We start from the raw sequence: 20700 nt of genomic DNA, 5'->3' as shown, positions 1-20700 counted from the left end.
GACCTACTGCTTAGAACGATTAGAACGACGCATCAAAAAGTCAGGAATATCCGGGAAACCATTCCGGGGCGCGGGGGGCTGTTGGGCCTGGGGTGGTGCAGCAGGACGGGGTCTAGGGGTTTCTGGCACTGGCGGAGCCTGGGAAAGGTCCGGCTGGGGAACCGCCTGCATCCGTCGCTGTTGGGGTAAAGGCTGGGGCGTTTCTGCGGCTTGGGACTCTACAGCAAACCCAGTGGCAATGACCGTAATTTTGATTTCCCCTTGGAGATGTTCGTCGATCACCGCCCCGAAAATAATATTTGCATTGGGATCGACCACTTCGTAAACGGCCTCCGCAGCATCATTGACTTCATGCAAGGTCAGATCGTGGCCCCCGGTAATATTCAGGACAACGCCTTGAGCTCCCTCAATGGACGACTCCATCAGTGGCGAAGAAATAGCCATCAAGGCTGCTTCCCGTGCTCTGGATTTACCAGAACCGACACCAATCCCCATCAGAGCAGAACCGGCATCGGCCATTACCGCCCGCACATCGGCAAAGTCTACATTCACCAGGCCAGAGATGGTAATAATATCGGAAATCCCTTGTACCCCTTGGCGGAGCACTTCATCGGCAGCGCGTAGGGCTTCGGACATCGACGTTTCCTGGGGGATCATATCCAGGAGCTTTGTATTGGGAATGACCAATAGGGTATCGACACGGCTCTGGAGTTCTTTGATCCCTTCTTCGGCTTGGTTCGAGCGGCGGCGGCCTTCAAATTTAAAGGGTCGGGTCACCACCGCAACGGTGAGACAACCTAAATCTTTTGCGACTTCGGCGACGATGGGGGCGGCGCCAGTGCCGGTACCGCCCCCCATGCCAGCGGTAATAAAGACGAGATCTGCGCCTTCGAGGGCTTGGGCGATTTCATCGCGAGATTCTTCGGCGGCTTTGCGACCAATGGCTGAGTTACCACCAGCCCCAAGACCCCTGGTGATTTTTTGACCAATTTGCAGGCGCTTTTTTGCTTTGGAGTTGGTTAGGGCCTGGGCATCGGTATTAATCGCCCAAAAGTCGATACTCGACATGCCCCCTTCAATCATCCGATTCACCGCATTACAGCCACCACCACCCACACCGATGACTTTGATTTGAGCAACGCTGCTGGGCATGATCGGAAATTGCGACGCGGTTTCTTCGGCGCTGGCGGAATGGTTTCCAGTCGCATCGAAGGAGGCGTTATGGGGTTGGAATAGATGGTTTTGGCTCACGGTCACAAAAAAAGTGTGATGGATATGAATATTTAAGTTTAGTCGTTTAACAGGATTTATTAAGTATCTTTTGGGAGAAATTTCTTAGATCATAAGACCTTCAAGCTTTTTTAGACTGCCAGATTTTGGGAGATGTTGCTGTTACAGGGGCATCATTTTTTTAGGTTTGGGGGGTTTCGGGCTGGGAGACTGGGGGAACGATGGGTTTGTTGCTCTGGATAATCGGCTCGTCAGGATTTTGCAGATCGATGTATTGGATATCCTGGGCGGGAATGGTTGTGCCGAGGGTTTGTTGGAGCTTGGCGATCGCCTCTAGTTGGGCCTCGAGTTGCGTCAGATCTGGCCCCAGGTGAAAACTACCAAGTTCGGTGTTCAAAATCAAATTGTTGGAGTCTTGCCAGTTGATGCTCAAAATTTCAACGGGCGATCGCCCTAGGGTGCGATAGAGTTCGGGCCAAAGGGGCAGTTGCAGCTCCCGAATTCCGGTCACTTCGAGGGTCGGTAAGGGCTGATATTCACTGAGGGGTTCGTAGACTGCGGCGGGGAACCATTGCCCTTCGGCATCTAGGTATCCCGGTTCGAGGGGGCGATCGCCTTGGCTAGAGATGGGCGTTTGGGAGCGGGCGACGGGGAAACGTTCTTGGACTTGGATCGCCAGACTGGGGGGCACCAGACGACGGGAAACTAGAGCTTCGGCGATCGCCCCTTGGGCTTCAATGGCTTGCTCTAGTTCCTGGGGTTTGAGGGTTAGGATCGGTTGGGGATAGGTGAGGGGGATCAGGGGACGAATCCGCTCTGAGGGAAGGACTTGATTGCCTTCAATGGTGATTTGGGCGGCACTTTTGATAATCCAATCGGGTCGGTCTAAGACCCAGAATGCTCCATAGGCCAACCCTATCAGGGCCAGCGATCGCCATAGACCCTGGAACCAGCGGAGGGTACGCTGTCGTTGTTTTTGCTTCCGTTGTTCCCGGAGCTGCTCCCGTGTTGCCATGGTGATTTCTGTCATAGGTGACGTTAAAACCGACACAATGTATGACTATCTTACTGAAGTTAGTTCTCTTTCCTGGAAATTACCCTTGGATTTGCCATGATCAATCGCCCTGGCCCGCCATTTCCCACGTCCCGCCCCATTGTGCAGCGGTTGGCCGACCGATTGTGGTCTTCTCCCCGTAGTGATGTTCAACCAGGACTTTATCTTGTTCGCTGCAACTATCAAGCCCAAGAACAGGAACTTCTGGCACAACTTCAAGGCAATCTAAAACTGCGATGGCACCAGGTTTTTTCTCAGTTTACGGCGGCATACTACAGTGACCAGGCGTTGGCAGATTTAGAAAAAAAGGCGATCGCCCAGGGGCTACTTTGTCTGTGGCTCGAACCCCAGGCCGATGATCTCGGAGCGATTTTAAATCTGTTAGAGACAACCCTAACCAATCTTGGTATCCAGCCTTCTCACATCAATGGCGCCATGGTTTTTGGGTTAACCCCAGCCGTTAACTTAACTGCGGCAACGTTTCAAAGCCAAATTGCCCCCTGGATTGTGACGCTACCAACGGCAAATTATCAACAACGACAAGTTCCTGATGGGCTGGCAACCGCAACGGATTTGGGAGAAATTACCTGGCCTTCCCAGGCGCTTCAGGATTTTTGGCAACGTACAGAACAGGACTACTTTCAAAGACTAACCGCCGCTGGCCCCCTCACTTTTCTCGATCATCGCCACTGGAATTTAGCGCCTGGTCAACGGGGTTATCGAGAATTAGAGTTAGCCACCAAGACCATGAGTGACGGCGCGGGTTTGCTCTGTTTTATCCAGGGACGACAAGCCCACCAAGATCAGCAATGGCAAACGGCCCGGCAAGCCTATCAGGAGAGTCTGCGCCACTATTGCTGTGGGGAGCAGGGGATCGATTGGCTCAAGGTGCTGCGGGACAACCCAAATTCGCCGTTGCTAGAGCAATTATCGCGTTCTCAGGGTCAACAACTAGCTCTGATTTTGTTTCATTTGGGTCTACTCCTAGGCGATCGCCCCCAGCATTATCAGGCCCCCAGTCCAGAAGGAGAACAAGCTCTCCATTATCTCCGCCTAAGCCGTTGCCTCTGGGAACGACAGGAACAATGGGTTTGGGTTAGTCAACTGAGTTTACTGATCGGCGTATTTTTACAGCAGTGGCAGCGCAGGTCAGCCCTAGGGGATTTGGCTTGGTCACTCCTTAAGGGGGTTCAGGAGCCTTGGCCACCCGAACTACTAGCCCAGCATTACAGTCTGATGGCGGCGATCGCCCTTCAGGAACAACAATGGCACAAAGCCCAAACCCTCGCCCAAACAGCCCTAGAACATTGCCAAGCCCTGGATGAAGCGCCCCCAGTGGTGGTCAGAGCTTGGAGTGCCCTTATTTGGGCCCAAGCAAATCAAGCCCTTGGTCAATTTGCCCAGGCGATCGCCACCCTAGAAGAAATTCTGCCGCCCAGCCGCAGCCAACTTACAACGCCCAAAACATCACCTATTCCCTGGGGCCACTGGCAACAACGGCTCTATGATCAGATTTTTGCTTGTCTGGGTGATCTTTACCGACAAGGTAAGGACTATCGCCAGGCCTTTGACCTCGCCTGGGAACGCCAGCAATACGAACAAAGCTGGGGTTGGCGGCCTTTTGTGGGGACTCAACCCCTACCAGATCAGCAGCGACACAACCTGTATTCGCCCCAGGATCCCCTCAGTTTGGTGATGCTCCGGGGTTCCCAACGGGACCAGGATCTCCAGGCCTTGATCGCCCGGTTGCAGCGCCCCCAACCCAACCTGATTTTGCTCCATGGGGCTACCGCTGTGGGAAAAACCTCCCTTCTTCGAGCGGGATTGATCCCCAGGCTCCAAAGCCAGCTCCTAGATGGACGGCCAGTACAGGTCATTTATTTTAAAAATTATGGTCAGTGGGCCCGCCGCCTAGTGCAACAACTCCATGGCGATCGCCCCTTTTGTCCCTGGCCCAATCCCCCCAGCTTAGATCCCCTCGTTCACCTCCAACAGCAGCAAGATTTTGCCCCTTTGACGGTGTTGATCTTTGATCAATTTGAGCAGTTTTTCTTGCAATATCCCAACCCGGAAGAGCGTCAGGATTTTTTACGTTTCTTGGCCCAAAGTCTCCGGTTACCAACGGTGAAAGTAATCCTGTCCTGTCGTAACGAAGCCCTAGCGCCCCTTTTGGATTGGGAAGCAGGGGCGGATCTAGGGGAGGCGAACCACAATCTTTTTGACCATCGCCTCCGCCATCGCCTGGGAAATCTCCGTCCCGATGCGGCGATCGCCCTTTTAGAACAGGTGGCAACCTGGGCCAAACTGCCCCTAGATAAAGCGTTAATACAGCAACTAATTCAGGATCTGCAAGATGGCCACGGGGAAATTCGCCCCCTCGAACTCCAGGTCATCGGCGCGCAACTGCACCAGGATCATCTTTATACCAGGGAGGAATATTTAGGGTTGGGCTTTCCGCCTAAATTGCTGCTGTTGGAGCGATCACTGCTGGGGATCATTCGGTACTGCGGCGATGAAAACCGCGATTTAGCCTGGCAATTTCTCCATTACTTTACGGATTTGCGCCATAGTCAACTGGTGCTCACCAAGGCGGATATCCTCCAACTGGGTCGTCAATTCCTTGGCGATCGCCGCCTGGGGGAAGAAAAAGCAGAACTCATTTTGCATATTTTTAAAACAACGGGGCTAATTCGCGCTCAACTCTATGGTGGCCAAGAATCCTACCAACTGGCTCGGCCCGATCTCGTGGAACCCATTCGACACCACTACCAAGCCTTTCAGTCCCAACAATGGCTCCAACGCATCACTGGCCGGGAACGGGAAATGCTCTGGCGGCGCTGGTGGAAGCTGTCTGTAGGCACCGTTTGGCGCTTGGGTCTGGTGGCGATCGCCTTGGGATTTGGCCTGCGCTGGGTGGAACTGCAACGGTACCAACGGTGGCAAGGGGCGCAAAACGCCATTTTGATGAAATTGGCCGAGGCTGCCAAGGTGCTCCAGGATGGTGCCCAACCCGTCGAGGCTCTCCGGGAAAGTATCCGGGCGGCGGTGGTCTTGCAACGACTACTGGATGATAAGGACGATGATGTCGTTACCCCCGCAACCAGACTTAAGGTGCTCCTTGCCCTAGAACAAAATTTCAGCACCCTCGCTGCAGCGACTACTGCAACAACGGTGCGGGACTTTAGTCAAAATTTTATTCCGGCAGTTTTTCGGCCCCCAGGCGATCGCCAAACCATAACCCCAGATGTGCCCATTACGGACTTTGCCTTTGTGGGAAATAGTTTCCAGCTTCTGCTCGCCCAGCCCAACCAACCTTTGCGGCAGTGGCCCAACCAGGATCAAGTCTTAAAATCCAGCAATGAGTCGATTACCAGTCTCGCCTGGCAACCACGGGGTCACTTCTTTGTCACCGGGGGAGACGATCGCCGGGTGAAGCTCCGCCAAAGAAATGGACAAATTGTGCAAACCCTGGGGGGCTTCCAGGACAAAATTAACGTTGTTGCCTGGAGTCGTGATGGGAAAATGTTTGCGGCGGGCAGCCAGGATCAAACGGTGCGCCTCTGGACGGAAACTGGGGAACTGTTGCAGATCTTGACGGAACATCGGGGGCCAATTACCGCCCTACAATTCAGCCCCGACGGAAAATTATTGGCAACGGCGGCGGGCGATCGCACCGTGCAAATTTGGCAGCGGCGACGAAATAATTCTTTCTTCCTTGTGACCCAATTTCCCCCCTTTGCCACAGAAATCATGGATCTCCAATTTGGGGCGGATAGTCGCCACCTCGGCTTAACGGGGCGGGATCATCAGGTATTCGTTTACCCAATGACCTACGACAATAATAATCCCGTCTTTGGGGAACCCAGCACCATCAACCACCAAAGCAATGGCCCCGACCGCATCGGTTTCTACGGCGCTTTACCTTTACTGATCACCAATACAGAAAACCATCATCTGCAATTTTGGCAACTGGATGGCACCTATCTCGGTAGCCTCACGGGGCACCAAGCTCCCATCACGCAACTCCACTGGCAGCCCCAAAGAAAGGCGATCGCCACTTTAGATCAAAACAATCAACTCATCCTCTGGAACCTCGATCTCGATGAATTACTCCAGAAAAGTTGCCGACTACTAATCTATGGCGATTTAAAAATTTCTCCCAGCCAACGCCCAGGCGATCGCCAATTGTGTACGGCCCTCCTCAACCTCCCACCGGAGTAGCACGTTATACTCACAAAAGTAAGTCATTCACTTCATTACACCGATTTCATTTCGCAAAAACCATGACCCAGGCCGTCACTCCTCTTTCCGCCCTAACGCCCCTCGATTGGACTTGGCGCAACCAGCAAATCCGCTACACCGTCCAAGGGGAAGGTCAACCCCTCCTGCTGATCCATGGGTTTGGCGCTTCGATCGGTCACTGGAAACACAACATTCCCGCCCTGGCAGCCCAGGGTTATCAAGTTTTTGCTTTGGATTTATTGGGCTTCGGGGCCTCGGCAAAACCCGCCTGGGACTATAGCCTCGACCTATGGCAAGATTTACTCCGCGATTTTTGGCAAGCGAAAATCCAGCAACCCACGGTATTTGTGGGCAATTCCATCGGTGGTCTGCTCAGTTTGGCAATGTTGGCGAATTATCCTGAACTCTGTGCGGGGGGCGTGTTAATTAACTGCGCGGGCGGCCTCAACCATCGCCCCGATGAATTGGCTCTACCGTTACGGGTGGTGATGGCTACTTTCGCGAAATTGGTTAGTTCGCGGTTAACGGGGCCATTTCTTTTTAATCAGGTGCGCCAAAAATCGCGCATCAAAAATACTCTTTATCAAGTCTATGGCGATCGCCAAGCCGTCACCGATGAATTGGTCGAGATGCTCTACGAACCCTCCTGTGATCCAGGGGCGCAACAGGTTTTTGCGTCGGTGATTACGGCTCCTCCTGGGGATAGCCAGACGGAACTTTTACCAAAACGGCAACATTCTTTACTGGTGCTTTGGGGCGATCGCGATCCCTGGACACCGATCAAAGGCTCGCAAATTTACCAAGATCTCGCCGCGCAAAATGCCGGGGTTGAATTTCATCCGATTCCGGGGGCGGGCCACTGTCCCCACGACGAAAATCCCAGTTTGGTTAATTCTTTGATCCTTGATTGGTTGCAACGTTTGGGGTAGCACCCTTCCACCCTCCGGCTTCGCCACCTCCCTCAAGGTGACACCCCTCTGACTCCCCTCCAGGGGAGAGAACACCCTCTGGCCTAGCGGCTACCTCCCTCTAGGGAGGATGTTAGGGACTTTCCAGAACACCCACAAACCATTCCCCTCTTGAGAGGGGTCAGGGGAGTGTCAATCAGCAGAACAGTAAAAGGCGATCGCCGTTTTGCCGTAGTTTTTTTCTTTGAATAGCATTAGACCAGATAACTCAATGGGTTGCCAAAGTTTCGGGTCATACTCCACGGCCAATTCTCCCGTGGGGGCGAGCAATTCTAAGTCAACAATTTTGGTTAAAACCCGGTCGTAGAGTTTCGCGGCATAGGGCGGGTCGAAATAAATCAAATCAAAAGTTTCACCCCCTAAATTTTCTAAGCGCTTGAGGAGATCACCTTTTAAGATTTGGTATTCTTGGTCAATTTTAGCCACTTTCTGCCAATTTTCTTGAATAATGCGACAAGCCTGGGAATTTTTCTCAATGCCGACAACTTTCACCGCGCCGCGACATAATGCTTCAGCCCCCATGGAACCAGAACCCGCACAGAGATCCAGCCAGTGACAGCCAGACACCTGTCCTTGCCAAATATTAAAAATTGCCTCCCGCACCTTTGCTAAGGTGGGCCGCGTTAGTTCGCCAGGGAGGGTTTTGATCTGTCGATTACCATAAATTCGCATCCCGGTATTCTACCGCGCTGACACAAAACGTTCCGAGGCGATCGCCCGTAATTTTTCCACATCTTCTCGCCGCGACACCGACAGGGGCACCGTACTTTTCATCTGGGCCACCAACGCATCCGTTGTTAGGGGAGTTTGGGCGTAGAGAGCCTGGTATAGCCCGGCAATAATTGCCTGTTCAATCTCTGCGCCACTATAACCCGCCGCCGCCGTCACCAAAATGCGCAGATCAAAATCTTGGACATTTTGTCGATGGCGCGCCAGGTGAATCGAAAAGATCGCCGCCCGCTCTTGGGCATTGGGCAGATCCACAAAGAAAATTTCATCAAAACGCCCTTTCCGCAACAGTTCCGGCGGCAGTTGCAACAGATCATTGGCCGTTGCAACGACAAAAACTTCCTGGGATTTCTCCTGAAGCCAAGTCAAAAACGAACCAAACAAACGTAAACTCAGACCCCCATCGCCTTCACCGCTGGGATTACCAAAGCTTTTTTCAATTTCATCGATCCACAACACCGCCGGAGCCATGGATTCAGCCAGTTTGATTGCTTGGCGGAAATTTTTCTCCGATTCACCGACAAATTTGTTGTACAGGCGGCCCGCATCCAATTTTAACAAGGGCAGTTGCCATTCCCTAGCAATGGTTTTCGCCGCGAGGGATTTCCCGCAACCCTGCACCCCGACGATTAAAATCCCCTTCGGAGCCGGGAGATTCACCCGCTTTGCCGCCGAGCTAAAGCCCACTTGAGCCCGTTTGAGCCATTGTTTGAGACCCACAAAGCCCCCCAATTTCGCCGTATTTTCTTCCACGGGAAAGAGTTCCAGGAGAGATTCTTCCCGGAGGATCTGGGCCTTGCGGTGGATCACCTTGAGGATGTCGGCCCCGTTGAGTTCCCCGTCGATCAACGCAGCATAGGCGATCGCCTGGCGGGCCTGCTTGAGGGTCATCCCACTGAGGGCATGGACAAATTGATTCAGTTCTTCCCCCTGGAGCGTAATGGCTAGCTTATGGCGCACCTTGAGTTCCCGCATCACCTCCGACAGGGTTTGGTACAGTTCGTCCCCATCCGGGAGGGTCAGCTCAAAATACACCGCATCGTGGGCGATCGCCTTTGGTAAAGTGATCGACTCCCCCGTCAGCACCATCGCCGAATTCACAACCCCATAAATCTCAGCCAACTCCCGTACTTCCCGGATGACTTTAGGATCCTCCAGGTGGGGCGCAAAATCCTTGAGCCAAAAAATGCCATTGCGTTCAATCTGGCCCATATATTTCAGTACATCGAGGGGATCTGCCGTATTTTCAAAGGCGATCGGTTTGTTCGCCCCCGGTCGGGCATAGTCATTGGTGCGGGGCGCATATTTTGTCCCTGGGGTCGGGGCCAGTCCCAAATTCACCGTCCATTCAAATAAGGGCATGTGTAAATCTTTGACCACTTCCCGCAGGAGCGCCTCTACCCGTTCCTCTTCGACGGTCTCAATGACGATGATCGGATGAAACGCACAGATGAAGGTTTTTAAACTGTGAATGTTATCCAAAAAGCCCATGGTTCTCCCCAAACTCCCGACCCGACTTAGAGTAAATTGCGATAGAGCAAACGGAGTTCCTCGACTGTCTGGAGGTGATAAAGTTGATTCTCAATCATTTTGAGGCCGTGCAGACTGGGGATTTGTTGAATATCGGCAAAAATGCGATCTGCATCCTGGGGAAATTTGATGTCAAGGCCGTGGCGAATTTGATTCAGGAGACCCCGTCTCACACTACGATCAATTCCCTTTTTGACCAGCCGATTAAACTCAACCATTGAGGTTCCCCACAAAAACATTGGCCGTGAAAAGAAAACGGTATTTTGATCTTACGTTATTTTTCTAAACCGTTTCTAAATTTACGCTTTCGCCCCTGGCCCAACAAAAATACAGGGACATTTCTTCACATATTGTCATGCTCAATTCACAAAGATAAAAATTCTAACGCCTGCCCCCACAGCCCCAAAGCAACCCTTAAGGTAAAAGAAGAAGCCAGCGTTTTGTCATCAACGACAATCCCCCTATGAACCACCAACCTTTTTCGACCCAAGGTAGTAGTGCTGCCTTTGAAAAAGAAGCCTTAGAACGCTTTCGTCAGCTTACGGCCCTGCTCCCCAGTCGATGCCAAATTTATCGAGAAGTTTGGGGCGAATCCACTGTATTGACCCTAGATTTTGAAGCTTGCCCGACACAACTGATGACGGTTAAAGCCCAGGCGATGATGCTTTTATTGGTGGCTGATCATTTAGGGTTGGCCCAATCTTTATTGTTTCGCCTAGGGCCTAAAATTGAAGGCTGGATTAATTTTGCGACCACGGATTCCTAGGGAATTTTCTCCCTTGGGATTTAGGAAGCACGACAAGTCAAACCAAGCATCGAGCAAGAATTTAGTATGGTAACACCTCAGATTCAAGTGACCCGTTGTTTACACACAGCAATTTTGGTGGCGGATGTGGAGCGGGCAGCGGCCTTTTATGATCGGTTGCTGGGGCTGCCAAAGGTGGAGCGACCCTTTAATTACGGTGGCGTTTGGTATCAGTTACCCCAGATGCAGATTCATTTGATCGAAGATCCGGCGTTCCAAGCAAAATTACCCAATCCAGAAAAGTTAGGTCGGAATCCCCACATTGCTTTCGGTGTAAAAAATCTTGATGCAGTGCGATCGCAGTTGGATGAAGAAAATTATCCCTACGAGATGAGCGCATCGGGGCGACGGGCCTTATTTTTGCAAGATCCAGACGGCAACGTGATCGAGATTACGGAAGAGAGCTGAGGGGCTGCGACCAGAGGGTTTCCCTCGTTTGCTGCTGGTTAGCCGGGTTGACCCACACCAGTTCGGCTTTCGTCGGTCGGCCTTGGGTGAGGGTAATCACAGAAAAACTGTGGTGGCGATCGCCATTATTGTAGGTTTGGATGCGGGGGACGCGGGCGGCATTGAAATAGAGGGTTTCGTCTAAAAATTGGCATTGGGTGCGCAGACGATCTTTGCGGTGGCGGAGGCTGTGGTGCATGTGGCCAAAGGTGACTAGGGGAATTGTCTTGTTCTGACGGCGGGCGATCGCCAGGGCCTGGGCAAAATCCGGATCACCAAAATCACCCCCCAGGGGATTCCAATCGCGACCACACATATCTTCTGGTTCCGAACCCAATCCGGTAGGGCCATTATGTCCGAGAAAGATCAGGGTTTCGTACTGACAGGCCGCAATATTTTTCTCAATTAACGCGGTGGATTCCGTAAAGTCATGGACGCCATAGCGATCGCCATAGAATTTCTCATTCTTCCACTTTTCGCCCCCCCAACTAAAAGGCCGCGCCCCGACCACCGAAAGCTGAAATTCCGGTAAATCTAAATGGCCGTAGCCCACATGGGTTTCTCCCAGAATCTCTAGCTGGGCTTGCACACGATCTTCGGTGGTATGGTCGTAGGGGGCTTTTTTGCGACCCCAATCAGAGGCGGTGTACCAGGCGTCATGGTTCCCTAAAATCACGGCTTTTGGGAAGGGAAGATCCGCCACTTGTTGCACCAATTTCACCGCTTCGTTGCCGAAATCCCCGACAAACAACACGAGATCTACCCCAAGAATCTCTAGGGCTTGGCGATCGCCAACGGCGTCCCATTGGTCATGGACATCTCCCACCACAGCAATGGTCAGTGAACGATTATCAATCATTGCTTATTCAGTCTTAAACTTAGTTGCTGAGGGCTTTTAGGAAGTTTTGTAGACCCCCAAGCAGTCCTGTTTTCTTAATTTTCGGTGCATTGGGATTTGCTGCTTCCCCAGCTTCGGGTTCCACCGCCGCCAACAGCAGCCGCTCTAAATATTCACCAAGGGGTTTGGTCGTTTCGCTGGCGATGAGTTCGTATTGGTCTACTTCTTTTTCGAGATACACTTCCCAGGCCGAAGGATAGGAGCGCCAAACCATGGCGCCTTCGTAGGGGCGAATGTAATAGGCGGTTTCGAGGGTGCTGATAAACCGTTCCCGCAGTTGCCGCGCCGCATAGCCAATCCCCACAATGGACACATCCTCCAGTTGGGGAATCAACATAATCACCGGGCGATCGCCTGCAAAGTTACAGAGCTTTTCCACCTGGGCAACTTCCACTGCCGACGGGCAGACAATGATAAAAATTTGGTCATCATCGCCGATTTTATTTTCGATCGGCGATCGCGACGTGCCGATATCCGTCACCTTAAAGGGAATTTCGCCCCAATCCCGCCGGGCCAAAGCTGCGGCGCCCGTATCCGGAAAGAAGATTTTCAGTCCCGAACCATACTCCTCCACAAACAGTTGCGCCCAATTCCACGCCAAGGCCTGGGCCTGTAGGGCAATCTCAGGAAAGCACAATTCAATTAAAATCCGCCCACAGCCTGCTTCTAAACTGTTTAGGGTTGCGGCTTTCGCTTGTTCGAGGGTTTCTTCAAAGGATTGGGGCAGATTGGACATGGTTTACCGACGCACAACAGAACATCGATTCATTATCAAATGTTCCCCATCGCTTCGTCAAAAGCTTTCTACGGATGACTTTAAATTTCCACAATCTTTGAGGCTCATTGAGTATGTTTCAATAAATGCCAATAATCACTCCAGTTGTGCATTGTTTTACTGACTCTATTTTTACTCTGACTTCCTCTGTCAATTCATCGGAGTTAACAAGGCATCGATATTTTTTAAGCCCTACCTTCTCTAAAATTCCATTGTCGATGAGTTTTTTTCCCATCAACAGGTGCTTGTAAAAGCTTTTGCTCACGAAGAATATTCTCTGGAGAAATTGAGTATTGAGAATTGTTGTTTTTCATTATTTTATTGAAAAAATGTACTCTTTTATTCTAATTGGTATTTTTGTATTGTCAACACCGTCAAGGACTTAAAAAAGTGCTGAAATTATTCTTTTTTATAAAAATCTTAGTCCTTGGTAAGCTTGCTCAATAGAAAAAGTGAGGTTAATACTTTCTAGGATGACCATATCTCCGGCTTGATAGTTAGTGATCAGCCATTCTCCTGATTTATTTTTATGATACAAATCCATCTCAATGGCGGTAGAACTCACCAGTAAATAATCTTTTAAGACCGGATTTTGGCGATAGAGTCTAAATTTGCCACCCCGATCATAAGCCTCAGTGCTTTTTGATAAAACTTCGACAACCAGACAAGGATATGTAATGAATTGGGTGGTGGACTGATCTCGTTCATCGCAGGTGACGCTGATATCTGGATAGGTATAGTTATGGCTGTTGGGAATTTTGATTTTGAGATCAGAATTTCCGGTTTCGCAACCGCTACCATCCAGATAATTAAAAAATAAACTCGACAGCCTCACGGCAATTAGACTATGGTTTTTGTTGCCGCCCCCCATGGCATAGATTTGACCATCGATATATTCGTATTTTTCGGCTTGCTGTTCCTCCCAACGTAAATATTCGTCAGGAGTGAATCGGGGAAATTTTTCTTCAGCAATAACCATATAGTCTTTCTTGCAATCGGGATATTCACCGTTATAGCATTTCTGGAATCAAAGATACTTAAGCGGTATTAGATGACGAGCTAAGGGTGCTTTTGGCAGACTAAAAAACGCGCATAATTGTCTTTTGCTTAAACCTGCTAAAAAATGTCATGGCAATCATTACTGAGACTTGATCAATATTTAAAGAACAGTCCTCCTTCACCCCAGGACGACATCTTCTTTAAGCGATGGTAATTTCAGAATCAAGATAGACATCTTGGATCAGGTGAAAGAGTTTAACCCCTTCTGCCATCGGGCGTTGGAAGGTTTTACGACCAGAAATCAAACCACAACCACCCGCGCGTTTATTGATCACGGCGGTGCGAATTGCTTGGGCAAAATCGTTTTCACCGGAGGAGCCACCGGAATTAATTAAACCTGCCCGTCCGGCATAACAGTTCAACACTTGGTAACGGGTGAGATCGATGGGGTGTTCACTGGTCAGTTCGTCGTAAATTTTGGGGTGAGTTCTGCCATATTTTTGGCCCGTCGCTTTGGCGATCGCCCCGTAGCCGTTATTAGTTTCTGGTAATTTTTGTTTGATAATATCCGCCTCAATGGTTACGCCCATATGGTTCGCTTGCCCCGTCAAATCCGCCGCCAAATGGTAATCCTTGTCCTGTTTAAACACATCGTTGCGCAGATAACACCAGAGAATCGTCGCCATTCCTAGCTCGTGGGCGCGGGCAAAGGCACGGCTAACCTCTTGAATTTGTCGGCTCGATTCTGGGGAGCCAAAATAAATCGTTGCACCGACGGCGATCGCCCCCAAATTCCAAGCCTGTTCCACTGTCGCAAACATAATTTGATCCGCACCGTTGGGATAAGTCAGCAGTTCATTGTGGTTCAGTTTGACGATAAACGGGATGCGGTGGGCATATTTGCGGGACATCATCCCCAACACACCGAGGGTCGTCGCCACGCCGTTACACCCCCCTTCCATCGCCAGACGAATAATATTTTCGGGGTCAAAATAAATCGGGTTTGGGGCAAAGGAAGCTGCACCGGAATGTTCAATTCCTTGATCAACGGGCAAAATTGACAAATAACCCGTATTCGCCAACCGTCCCGTACCGAACAGTTGTTGCAAGGAGCGTAAGACTGGGGTGGGGCGATCGCTCTGGGCATAGACCCGTTCCACGATATCCGCCCCGGGGAGGGTGAGCAGATTTTGATTAATTGTCGCGCTGTGACCCAAGAGACTTTCTGCTTCCTCTCCAAGCCAAGCTGCAATTGATTTTTCGGCAGAAATGGTCGTCATGATGAAAAATTTGGGGACTTGCTACAGTTCCGTTGTAACACTTCTGCCAAAGTGGGCCGCCCTGAGGATCATGGATAATAAACGAAGTTATCTTTTGTTGAACCGATCACAAAATGGCCCTGCAAGTTTACGGCATTCCCACCTGCAACACCTGTAAAAAAGCTTTGAAATGGCTAGAAACAGCCGGAATTTCCTACGAATTTATCAATACTAAAGAGCAACCTCCCAGCAGAGAGGCGATCGCCCAATGGGTCAAAACACTCGGCAGTAAACCGATGCGCAATACTTCTGGGCAAGCCTACCGCGCCTTGGGGGAAGAAAAGAAAACCTGGGATGATAACCAGTGGATCGAGGCTTTTAGTCAAGATGCAATGCTCTTAAAACGGCCTTTGTTCGTGCGGGATAACAAAGCGGTCTTGGTGGGATTTCGGGCCAGTGAAACAGAACTAAGCGATCGCCTCGGTACTCAGTAAGCCTTTAAAATAATCTTGAAATCCCGCTGGACTTATCCCTATGCTTGAAACCCGCACACCCCCCTGGGGCAAAGTCACGATCCTCGAAGAAGGCGATCGCTACCGCATTAACCGCATCGAAGTGAAGCCCGGTCACCACATCAGCACCCAAATGCACTACCATCGCAGCGAGCATTGGGTTGTCGTTTCCGGGACAGCGAAGGTCATTTGCAACGACCAAGAAATTATTCTGACTCCCCGCCAATCTACCTATGTCCCGATGAATACCAGGCACCGGGTCGAAAATCCGGGGGTCATTGATCTGGTGATGATCGAAATTCAAAATGGCGAATTTTTGGGAGACGAAGATATTATTCGTTTCGAGGATCGCGATTCTGCCTAGCCCTACCCCGACGCCACCGAGCAAAAATATCTGACTTTCGACTAGGGAACCGATATGCTTAGTGGTTGTACTTCCGAGGATTACCGCGATTGATGGGTAATGTTACGCTAAATTCTGCTTTAATTTCTCCCCCTGTGACCCTAGCGGATGTGCCCTTATCCCGTCCGGTAAAGTTGGGAGTCTTGGCCTCCGGTAGCGGCAGTAATTACGGGGCGATCGCCAAGGCCATGATCGCCAAAGAACTTAACGCAGAGATCCCGATTCTGATTTACAACAACCCCAAGGCGAAGGTTTTAGAACGGGCCGAAAAATTTGGCACGAAAACCCAACTGATTAACCACCGGGATTTTGCCTCCCGCGAAGCCTGTGACCAAGCGACTTTAGAAGTCTTGCGATCACATGGGGTGGAGTGGGTAATTATGGCGGGTTGGATGCGCATCGTTACGGATGTTTTGCTTACGGGCTACGAAAATCGGATTTTAAACATTCACCCCAGTCTATTGCCCAGTTTTAAAGGGATTCGCGCTGTAGAACAGGCTTTAGCGGCTGGCGTAAAAGTGACGGGCTGTTCGGTACATTTTGCTAGCCCAGAAGTAGATAGTGGCGAAATTATTATGCAGGCAGTGGTGCCCATTTTGGCCGATGACACTCCTGAAACGCTCCACGCCAGAATTCAAGTGCAAGAGCATCGTATTTTTCCAGCGGCGATCGCCTTAGCTGTGTCCCAATATTCCTAGAAATTTCCCGTAAAGCCCATGTCTGATCTGATTGCCCAGTTTAAAAATCGCCTGATTATTTCCTGCCAAGCTCCCGCTGATTCTCCCCTCCATGACCCTGAAATGATTGCGGCGATCGCCCAAGCTTGCGTCAATCAAGGAGCCGTTGGAGTGCGCATCGATAGCCCTGACCACATCCGCGCTGTGCGGGCCAAATTACCCCAGATCCCGATTATCGGTTTATGGAAACGTACTTTTCCCGAATCAGATGTTTACATTACCCCCCGGTTAGAGGATGCCCTGGCGGTGGTGGAAGCGGGAGCCGATATTGTTGCCGTTGATGCCACGGCCCGCCCCCGCCCGAACGGAGAAACCCTCGCGGATCTGATCGCCGGGATTCACCAGCAAACAGGAAAATTAGTGATGGCGGATCTCGACACCTACGAAAATGCTCAATGGGCCGCCCAAGCTGGTGCTGATATTTTGGGGACGACCCTCTACGGCTATACGGGGGAAACCAAAGATTTAACGCCCCCTGGTTTTGGGTTGCTTGAAAAACTTGCCCAGGATTTTGACCAGCCGATCATCTGTGAAGGAGGCATCCACACCCCAGAAATGCTGCAAAAAGCCTTTCGACTGGGGGCTGATAGCGTCGTTGTTGGGACAGCGATTACTGGTGTTGATCTCTTGGCACAAAAATTTTGTCAGGCGATCGCCCCAGGCCGCCCATGAGTAAAATTCAGATATACAAATTAGAGGTTCACCGATGGGCCTAAAAAGTTATCTTCAAACCCTGGGCGATCGCACCCTCCACAGCACTGCCATCCGCGTCGCCCTAATTGTGGGCACTGTGATTTTTTGCATCAACCACGGTAGTGCCTTTCTCCATGGGGTGATGACCCGGACTCGTTGGACGTCTGTGGTTGTGACCTACTTTGTGCCTTACTGCGTTAACCTCCATGGCCAAATAGCCAGCCGGATGCGCCAGCAAGCCAAAGCCCACCCTTCTTCCGAGCCATAAAGATCTAGAGCCACTTTTTTATTAGTTTGGGGATTGCACCGATGCGCTTGACAATCTATTTCCGGGCCTTAGGCGATCGCACCTTTCGACCAACGGCGATCCGGGTTGCCCTGTTTGTGGGGACTGTCCACTTTTGCATCAACCATGGCGTTGCTGTGTTGAATGGCACCATGACCAGTACCCGCTGGCTGGCAGCGGCCATAACCTACTGTGTGCCCTACTGTGTCAATATCCACGGTCAATTGGTCAGCCGACTGCGAGCCGAAGCTGAAGCGGCCCAGGAGAGTTCCCAAGCAGATCCCCAAAAATTGACGTCGTAACTGGCATCAAAGTTAAGGGGTTAATAGGTATGTTGGCCTTTATTGGCCGCTTCTTTTTGCCAGCATTTTTCTAACAGGTTGATTTTATAGAGATACCAAAACCGATTCGGGTTCCATACGGTATGCCGATCTGTGTGTCCCACGGGTTGATTGAGATATTGAAATACAGGATCGACTAGGTGCCTAATTTTGAGCCACATAGACAGCATCCTCACCTTAGATAATATTTTTTGAATCGAAAAGCGGCGGTACATCACGAAACGCCTGCCCTCAAAATCTTGCTATGTCTTTAATGTGCCAAATTCCCAGGCGAAGCCAAAGGGATGCTTTTTTGGGGAGGATGCTCATTTTTGCGAAAATATCCCCTAATTTGTCCTAATAATTCCTTTTTTGCCAACATAAACTTGATAGAAAATGTTGTAAAACTAGGCCCAGATGTAATATTTCTTTGGATAGTTACTATTTGTTGAAATATTACTTATTCGAGCAAAGAGAGTTTTTGCCAGGCAGTTTTTGAATAAAGGCGATCGCCAGTCGGTTGCAAAATTTCCGTGAGAATTTCTAGGGAATCCACAAGGCGCGGCCCTGGTCGGTTGAAATAAGCGTTGCCATCGCAGATAAATAGCTGATCGTTTTGCACAGCTCGTAATTGTTTCCACTCAGGGTGCAATTCCAAGTCGGCGAGCATTTCCTGGCGGGTACGTTCGAGGTCAAAACCACAGGGCATCACCACCACCACATCGGGATCACTGGCCAGGAGGGTTTCCCAACTGATGTAGGGGGAATGTTTGCCTGATTTTCCTAAAATATTCTCGCCGCCCGCGAGTTCAATGAGTTCTGGGAGCCAATTACCACCGCCCATGAGGGGATCAATCCATTCAATGGCCGCCACCCGGGGCCGTTTTGCTAAAGTCTTGCCCCGTTTTTGGCAAGCTTGTACCCGCTGTTGTAGATCCTGCAAAACGGGTTGGGGATCACGGTTAAACTGCTGGGCAACACGGCGAATATCCTGGTAAACGTCCGCTAGGGTATTGGGCTGGAGCGAAATCAACTGCGGCGGATGATCACTCAACTGGGCGATCGCCTTTTGCACATCGGCCAGGGTGACGGCACAAACATCGCACTGATCTTGGGTGACAATGTGGGTGGGTTGTAGGGCTTGCAAGACATCGAGCTTCACTTCATAGATCCCCAGGGCTCCTTGGAGCAGGGCCAATACATCCCGGTCAATTTCACCGCTGGGACGTTCTGAATCGAGGCGGGCAGCGGTACACACGGGGCGATCGCCAATCTCTGGGGGATAGTCACATTCGTGGCTCCGGCCCACCACGTCCAGAGTTAAACCCAGACAATCTAAAATTTCGGTGGCACTAGGCAAGAGCGAAACAATCCGGTAGGAAGCAACCATGGATAAAACACAATCGATGAACTACTGCTCATTGTAGCGGTGTCTTTTTTGGCACGATGTGGGCCGCTTGTCCCTAGAGGTTTTGGTGGTGGTGGTTAATGCGATCGCTAATTTGGCTCACCAATTGGGAGATTTTTTGATTTTTCGTCAGTAACTGACCAATTTTGTCGCAACTGTACATCACGGTGGTATGGTCTTTGCCACCGAACAGTTCACCAATGCGGGGCAAGCTGAGATCGGTGTGTTGGCGCATTAAATACATTGCAATTTGCCGGGCCGTACTAATTTCCCGTCGTCGAGAAGCCCCCTTCAAATCCTCAATGCTCACCCCCGTTGCTTCAGCGGCAATTTGCAAGATCACATCCGGGGCTGCCGGAGCATATTCCACCGTCGGGTTCAAAATGGGGGCGAGGTTTTCCACCGTCATCGGCAACCCAGAGATCGCAATGTGGGTCACTGCCCGCAGGAGCGCCCCCTCCAATTCGCGGATATTCGCCGTGTAGTGGGTGGCGATATATTCAATCACCGAGCGGGATAGGTTTAAATTTTCCGCCTCAGCCTTTTTCTGGAGGATCGCCATCCGGGTTTCCAGGTCGGGGGGTTGGATATCGGCGATTAGCCCCATGGAAAAGCGAGAAGAAAGTCGTTGTTGCAAGCCTGGAATCTGATGCGGTGGGCGATCGCTCGCGAGAACAATTTGTTTACCCGCTTCGTGGAGAGTATTAAAGGTATAGAAAAATTCTTCTTGGGTGTATTCTTTCCCTTCGATGAACTGAATGTCGTCTACCAGTAAAATATCGGCGGTGCGGTAATGCTCCCGGAACGTTTGCAGACTATCCTTGCGAATCGCAACAATTAAATCATTGGTAAATTGCTCCGTGGAAACATAGAAAATCTTCGCATCCGGCTGGGTATCCAAACGGTAATGGCCGATCGCCTGCATCAGGTGCGTTTTTCCCAGACCCACCCCCCCACAGAGCACCAGGGGATTGAAATCCCGCCCCGGCGATTCCGCCACCGCTAGAGCTGCAGCATGGGCCATGCGATTGGTTGGGCCAACCACAAACCGCGAAAACGTATATTTCGAGTTGAGTTCTGGGGTCTTTTTGCCTGGACGGGTCGATTGGCCACTGCGGGAACTATAAAAACTCTGGGTCGCTGCGAGGGTATTCCCTTCTGGAGAAGTGAGGCGTACCTTAACGGGCTGCTGCAATAATTCGGCGATGGTTTCGGTAATCAACGCACCATAGTATTTCTGGATATGGTTCAGGACAAAGGCATTTGGGGCACAGAGTACGATTTCATCCTCTCGCCACTGTTGGATCGCCGTCGGCTGAATCCAAGTTTCGTAGGTGGGGCGACTCAGTTGTTGTTCAAGTTTTGTCAGGACTTCTTGCCAAAGCCATTGGGGATTTTGAGTCAC

At 50.9% G+C, this 20700-nt stretch carries 22 protein-coding genes; 10 read left to right on the top strand and 12 right to left on the bottom strand.

Translation table 11 applies throughout. The features are described from left to right. Positions 1-3: 3 nt before the first annotated feature. Entirely contained in the window at positions 4-1152 is a 1149-nt protein-coding gene (gene ftsZ, locus AWQ24_RS00115) for a cell division protein FtsZ (RefSeq protein ID WP_083764478.1), read from the bottom strand. Between the two features lie 259 nt (positions 1153-1411). Further along, positions 1412-2260: a cell division protein FtsQ/DivIB gene (locus tag AWQ24_RS00110; RefSeq protein WP_065715662.1), complete on the bottom strand. Its 849-nt coding sequence runs from the start codon at positions 2258-2260 to the stop codon at positions 1412-1414. Between the two features lie 81 nt (positions 2261-2341). Here AWQ24_RS00110 and AWQ24_RS00105 point away from each other — a divergent pair, with 81 nt between their 5' ends. Next, entirely contained in the window at positions 2342-6505 is a 4164-nt protein-coding gene (locus AWQ24_RS00105) for an eIF2A-related protein (protein WP_065715661.1), read from the top strand. Between the two features lie 62 nt (positions 6506-6567). Continuing rightward, the gene (locus tag AWQ24_RS00100) at positions 6568-7455 is read left to right on the top strand and encodes an alpha/beta fold hydrolase (protein ID WP_065715660.1); all 888 of its coding nucleotides are present in this window, start codon (positions 6568-6570) and stop codon (positions 7453-7455) included. Positions 7456-7626: 171 nt separating this feature from the next. On the opposite strand, the gene rsmD is transcribed toward AWQ24_RS00100, so the two are convergent. The 3 genes from rsmD to AWQ24_RS00085 are packed head-to-tail and all read right to left on the bottom strand — an operon-like array spanning position 7627 to position 9971. Then, the gene (gene rsmD, locus AWQ24_RS00095; RefSeq protein WP_065715659.1) at positions 7627-8166 is read right to left on the bottom strand and encodes a 16S rRNA (guanine(966)-N(2))-methyltransferase RsmD; all 540 of its coding nucleotides are present in this window, start codon (positions 8164-8166) and stop codon (positions 7627-7629) included. A 9-nt stretch (positions 8167-8175) separates the two neighbouring features. Continuing rightward, complete coding sequence (locus tag AWQ24_RS00090) at positions 8176-9714, bottom strand: AAA family ATPase (RefSeq protein WP_030006813.1); 1539 nt, start codon at positions 9712-9714, stop codon at positions 8176-8178. Positions 9715-9740: 26 nt separating this feature from the next. Continuing rightward, a complete protein-coding gene (locus tag AWQ24_RS00085; protein WP_030006814.1) occupies positions 9741-9971 on the bottom strand; it encodes a hypothetical protein in 231 nt (76 codons plus the stop codon). Positions 9972-10216: 245 nt separating this feature from the next. Between AWQ24_RS00085 and AWQ24_RS00080 the strand changes: the two genes are divergently transcribed. Together AWQ24_RS00080 and AWQ24_RS00075 are read left to right on the top strand one after the other, a co-directional pair. Then, positions 10217-10519, top strand: coding sequence for a hypothetical protein (locus AWQ24_RS00080; protein WP_065715658.1), 303 nt, complete (start codon positions 10217-10219; stop codon positions 10517-10519). Between the two features lie 81 nt (positions 10520-10600). Beyond that, positions 10601-10966: a VOC family protein gene (locus tag AWQ24_RS00075; RefSeq protein WP_065717249.1), complete on the top strand. Its 366-nt coding sequence runs from the start codon at positions 10601-10603 to the stop codon at positions 10964-10966. Here the strand turns inward: AWQ24_RS00075 and AWQ24_RS00070 are convergent. From AWQ24_RS00070 to AWQ24_RS00050, 4 genes are all read right to left on the bottom strand, one after another. Then, on the bottom strand, positions 10950-11864 hold the full coding sequence (locus tag AWQ24_RS00070; protein WP_065715657.1) for a TIGR04168 family protein: 915 nt from the start codon (positions 11862-11864) through the stop codon (positions 10950-10952). The two genes, AWQ24_RS00075 and AWQ24_RS00070, sit on opposite strands and share 17 nt — an antisense overlap. 19 nt (positions 11865-11883) lie before the next feature. After that, positions 11884-12639, bottom strand: a complete 756-nt coding sequence (locus AWQ24_RS00065) for a DUF1995 family protein (protein ID WP_065715656.1) — start codon at positions 12637-12639, stop codon at positions 11884-11886. Positions 12640-13087: 448 nt separating this feature from the next. Continuing rightward, the gene (locus tag AWQ24_RS00055) at positions 13088-13657 is read right to left on the bottom strand and encodes a Uma2 family endonuclease (protein WP_065715654.1); all 570 of its coding nucleotides are present in this window, start codon (positions 13655-13657) and stop codon (positions 13088-13090) included. Positions 13658-13877: 220 nt separating this feature from the next. Next, positions 13878-14960 carry a class I fructose-bisphosphate aldolase gene (locus AWQ24_RS00050; protein WP_198161520.1) on the bottom strand — a complete coding sequence of 361 codons (1083 nt, stop codon included), beginning with the start codon at positions 14958-14960 and terminating at the stop codon, positions 13878-13880. 110 nt (positions 14961-15070) lie between these two features. On the opposite strand from AWQ24_RS00050, the gene AWQ24_RS00045 reads away from it, so the two are divergent. The 6 genes from AWQ24_RS00045 (at position 15071) to nrtS2 (ending at position 17869) form a co-directional block, all read left to right on the top strand. Continuing rightward, on the top strand, positions 15071-15430 hold the full coding sequence (locus AWQ24_RS00045; protein ID WP_065715652.1) for a Spx/MgsR family RNA polymerase-binding regulatory protein: 360 nt from the start codon (positions 15071-15073) through the stop codon (positions 15428-15430). A 40-nt stretch (positions 15431-15470) separates the two neighbouring features. After that, on the top strand, positions 15471-15812 hold the full coding sequence (locus AWQ24_RS00040; RefSeq protein ID WP_045442496.1) for a phosphomannose isomerase type II C-terminal cupin domain: 342 nt from the start codon (positions 15471-15473) through the stop codon (positions 15810-15812). A 92-nt stretch (positions 15813-15904) separates the two neighbouring features. Next, positions 15905-16549 carry a phosphoribosylglycinamide formyltransferase gene (gene purN / locus AWQ24_RS00035; RefSeq protein ID WP_065715651.1) on the top strand — a complete coding sequence of 215 codons (645 nt, stop codon included), beginning with the start codon at positions 15905-15907 and terminating at the stop codon, positions 16547-16549. A gap of 18 nt (positions 16550-16567) precedes the next feature. Continuing rightward, positions 16568-17260, top strand: coding sequence for an N-acetylmannosamine-6-phosphate 2-epimerase (locus tag AWQ24_RS00030; RefSeq protein ID WP_065715650.1), 693 nt, complete (start codon positions 16568-16570; stop codon positions 17258-17260). 34 nt (positions 17261-17294) lie between these two features. Beyond that, positions 17295-17549, top strand: coding sequence for a nitrate/nitrite transporter NrtS1 (nrtS1, locus tag AWQ24_RS00025; RefSeq protein WP_065715649.1), 255 nt, complete (start codon positions 17295-17297; stop codon positions 17547-17549). Positions 17550-17590: 41 nt separating this feature from the next. Continuing rightward, the gene (gene nrtS2, locus AWQ24_RS00020) at positions 17591-17869 is read left to right on the top strand and encodes a nitrate/nitrite transporter NrtS2 (protein WP_012305646.1); all 279 of its coding nucleotides are present in this window, start codon (positions 17591-17593) and stop codon (positions 17867-17869) included. A 20-nt stretch (positions 17870-17889) separates the two neighbouring features. Here nrtS2 and AWQ24_RS00015 read toward each other — a convergent pair whose 3' ends face one another. From AWQ24_RS00015 to dnaA, 3 genes are all read right to left on the bottom strand, one after another. After that, on the bottom strand, positions 17890-18069 hold the full coding sequence (locus AWQ24_RS00015; protein WP_030008057.1) for a hypothetical protein: 180 nt from the start codon (positions 18067-18069) through the stop codon (positions 17890-17892). A 278-nt stretch (positions 18070-18347) separates the two neighbouring features. Continuing rightward, positions 18348-19277, bottom strand: coding sequence for a cobalamin-binding protein (locus tag AWQ24_RS00010; protein WP_065715648.1), 930 nt, complete (start codon positions 19275-19277; stop codon positions 18348-18350). Between the two features lie 73 nt (positions 19278-19350). Beyond that, positions 19351-20700, bottom strand: coding sequence for a chromosomal replication initiator protein DnaA (gene dnaA / locus AWQ24_RS00005; RefSeq protein ID WP_012305643.1), 1350 nt, complete (start codon positions 20698-20700; stop codon positions 19351-19353).

This window comes from Picosynechococcus sp. PCC 8807 (genome assembly GCF_001693295.1).
Classification (GTDB): domain Bacteria; phylum Cyanobacteriota; class Cyanobacteriia; order Cyanobacteriales; family MRBY01; genus MRBY01.
This window is presented reverse-complemented; position numbering and strand designations above follow the sequence as displayed.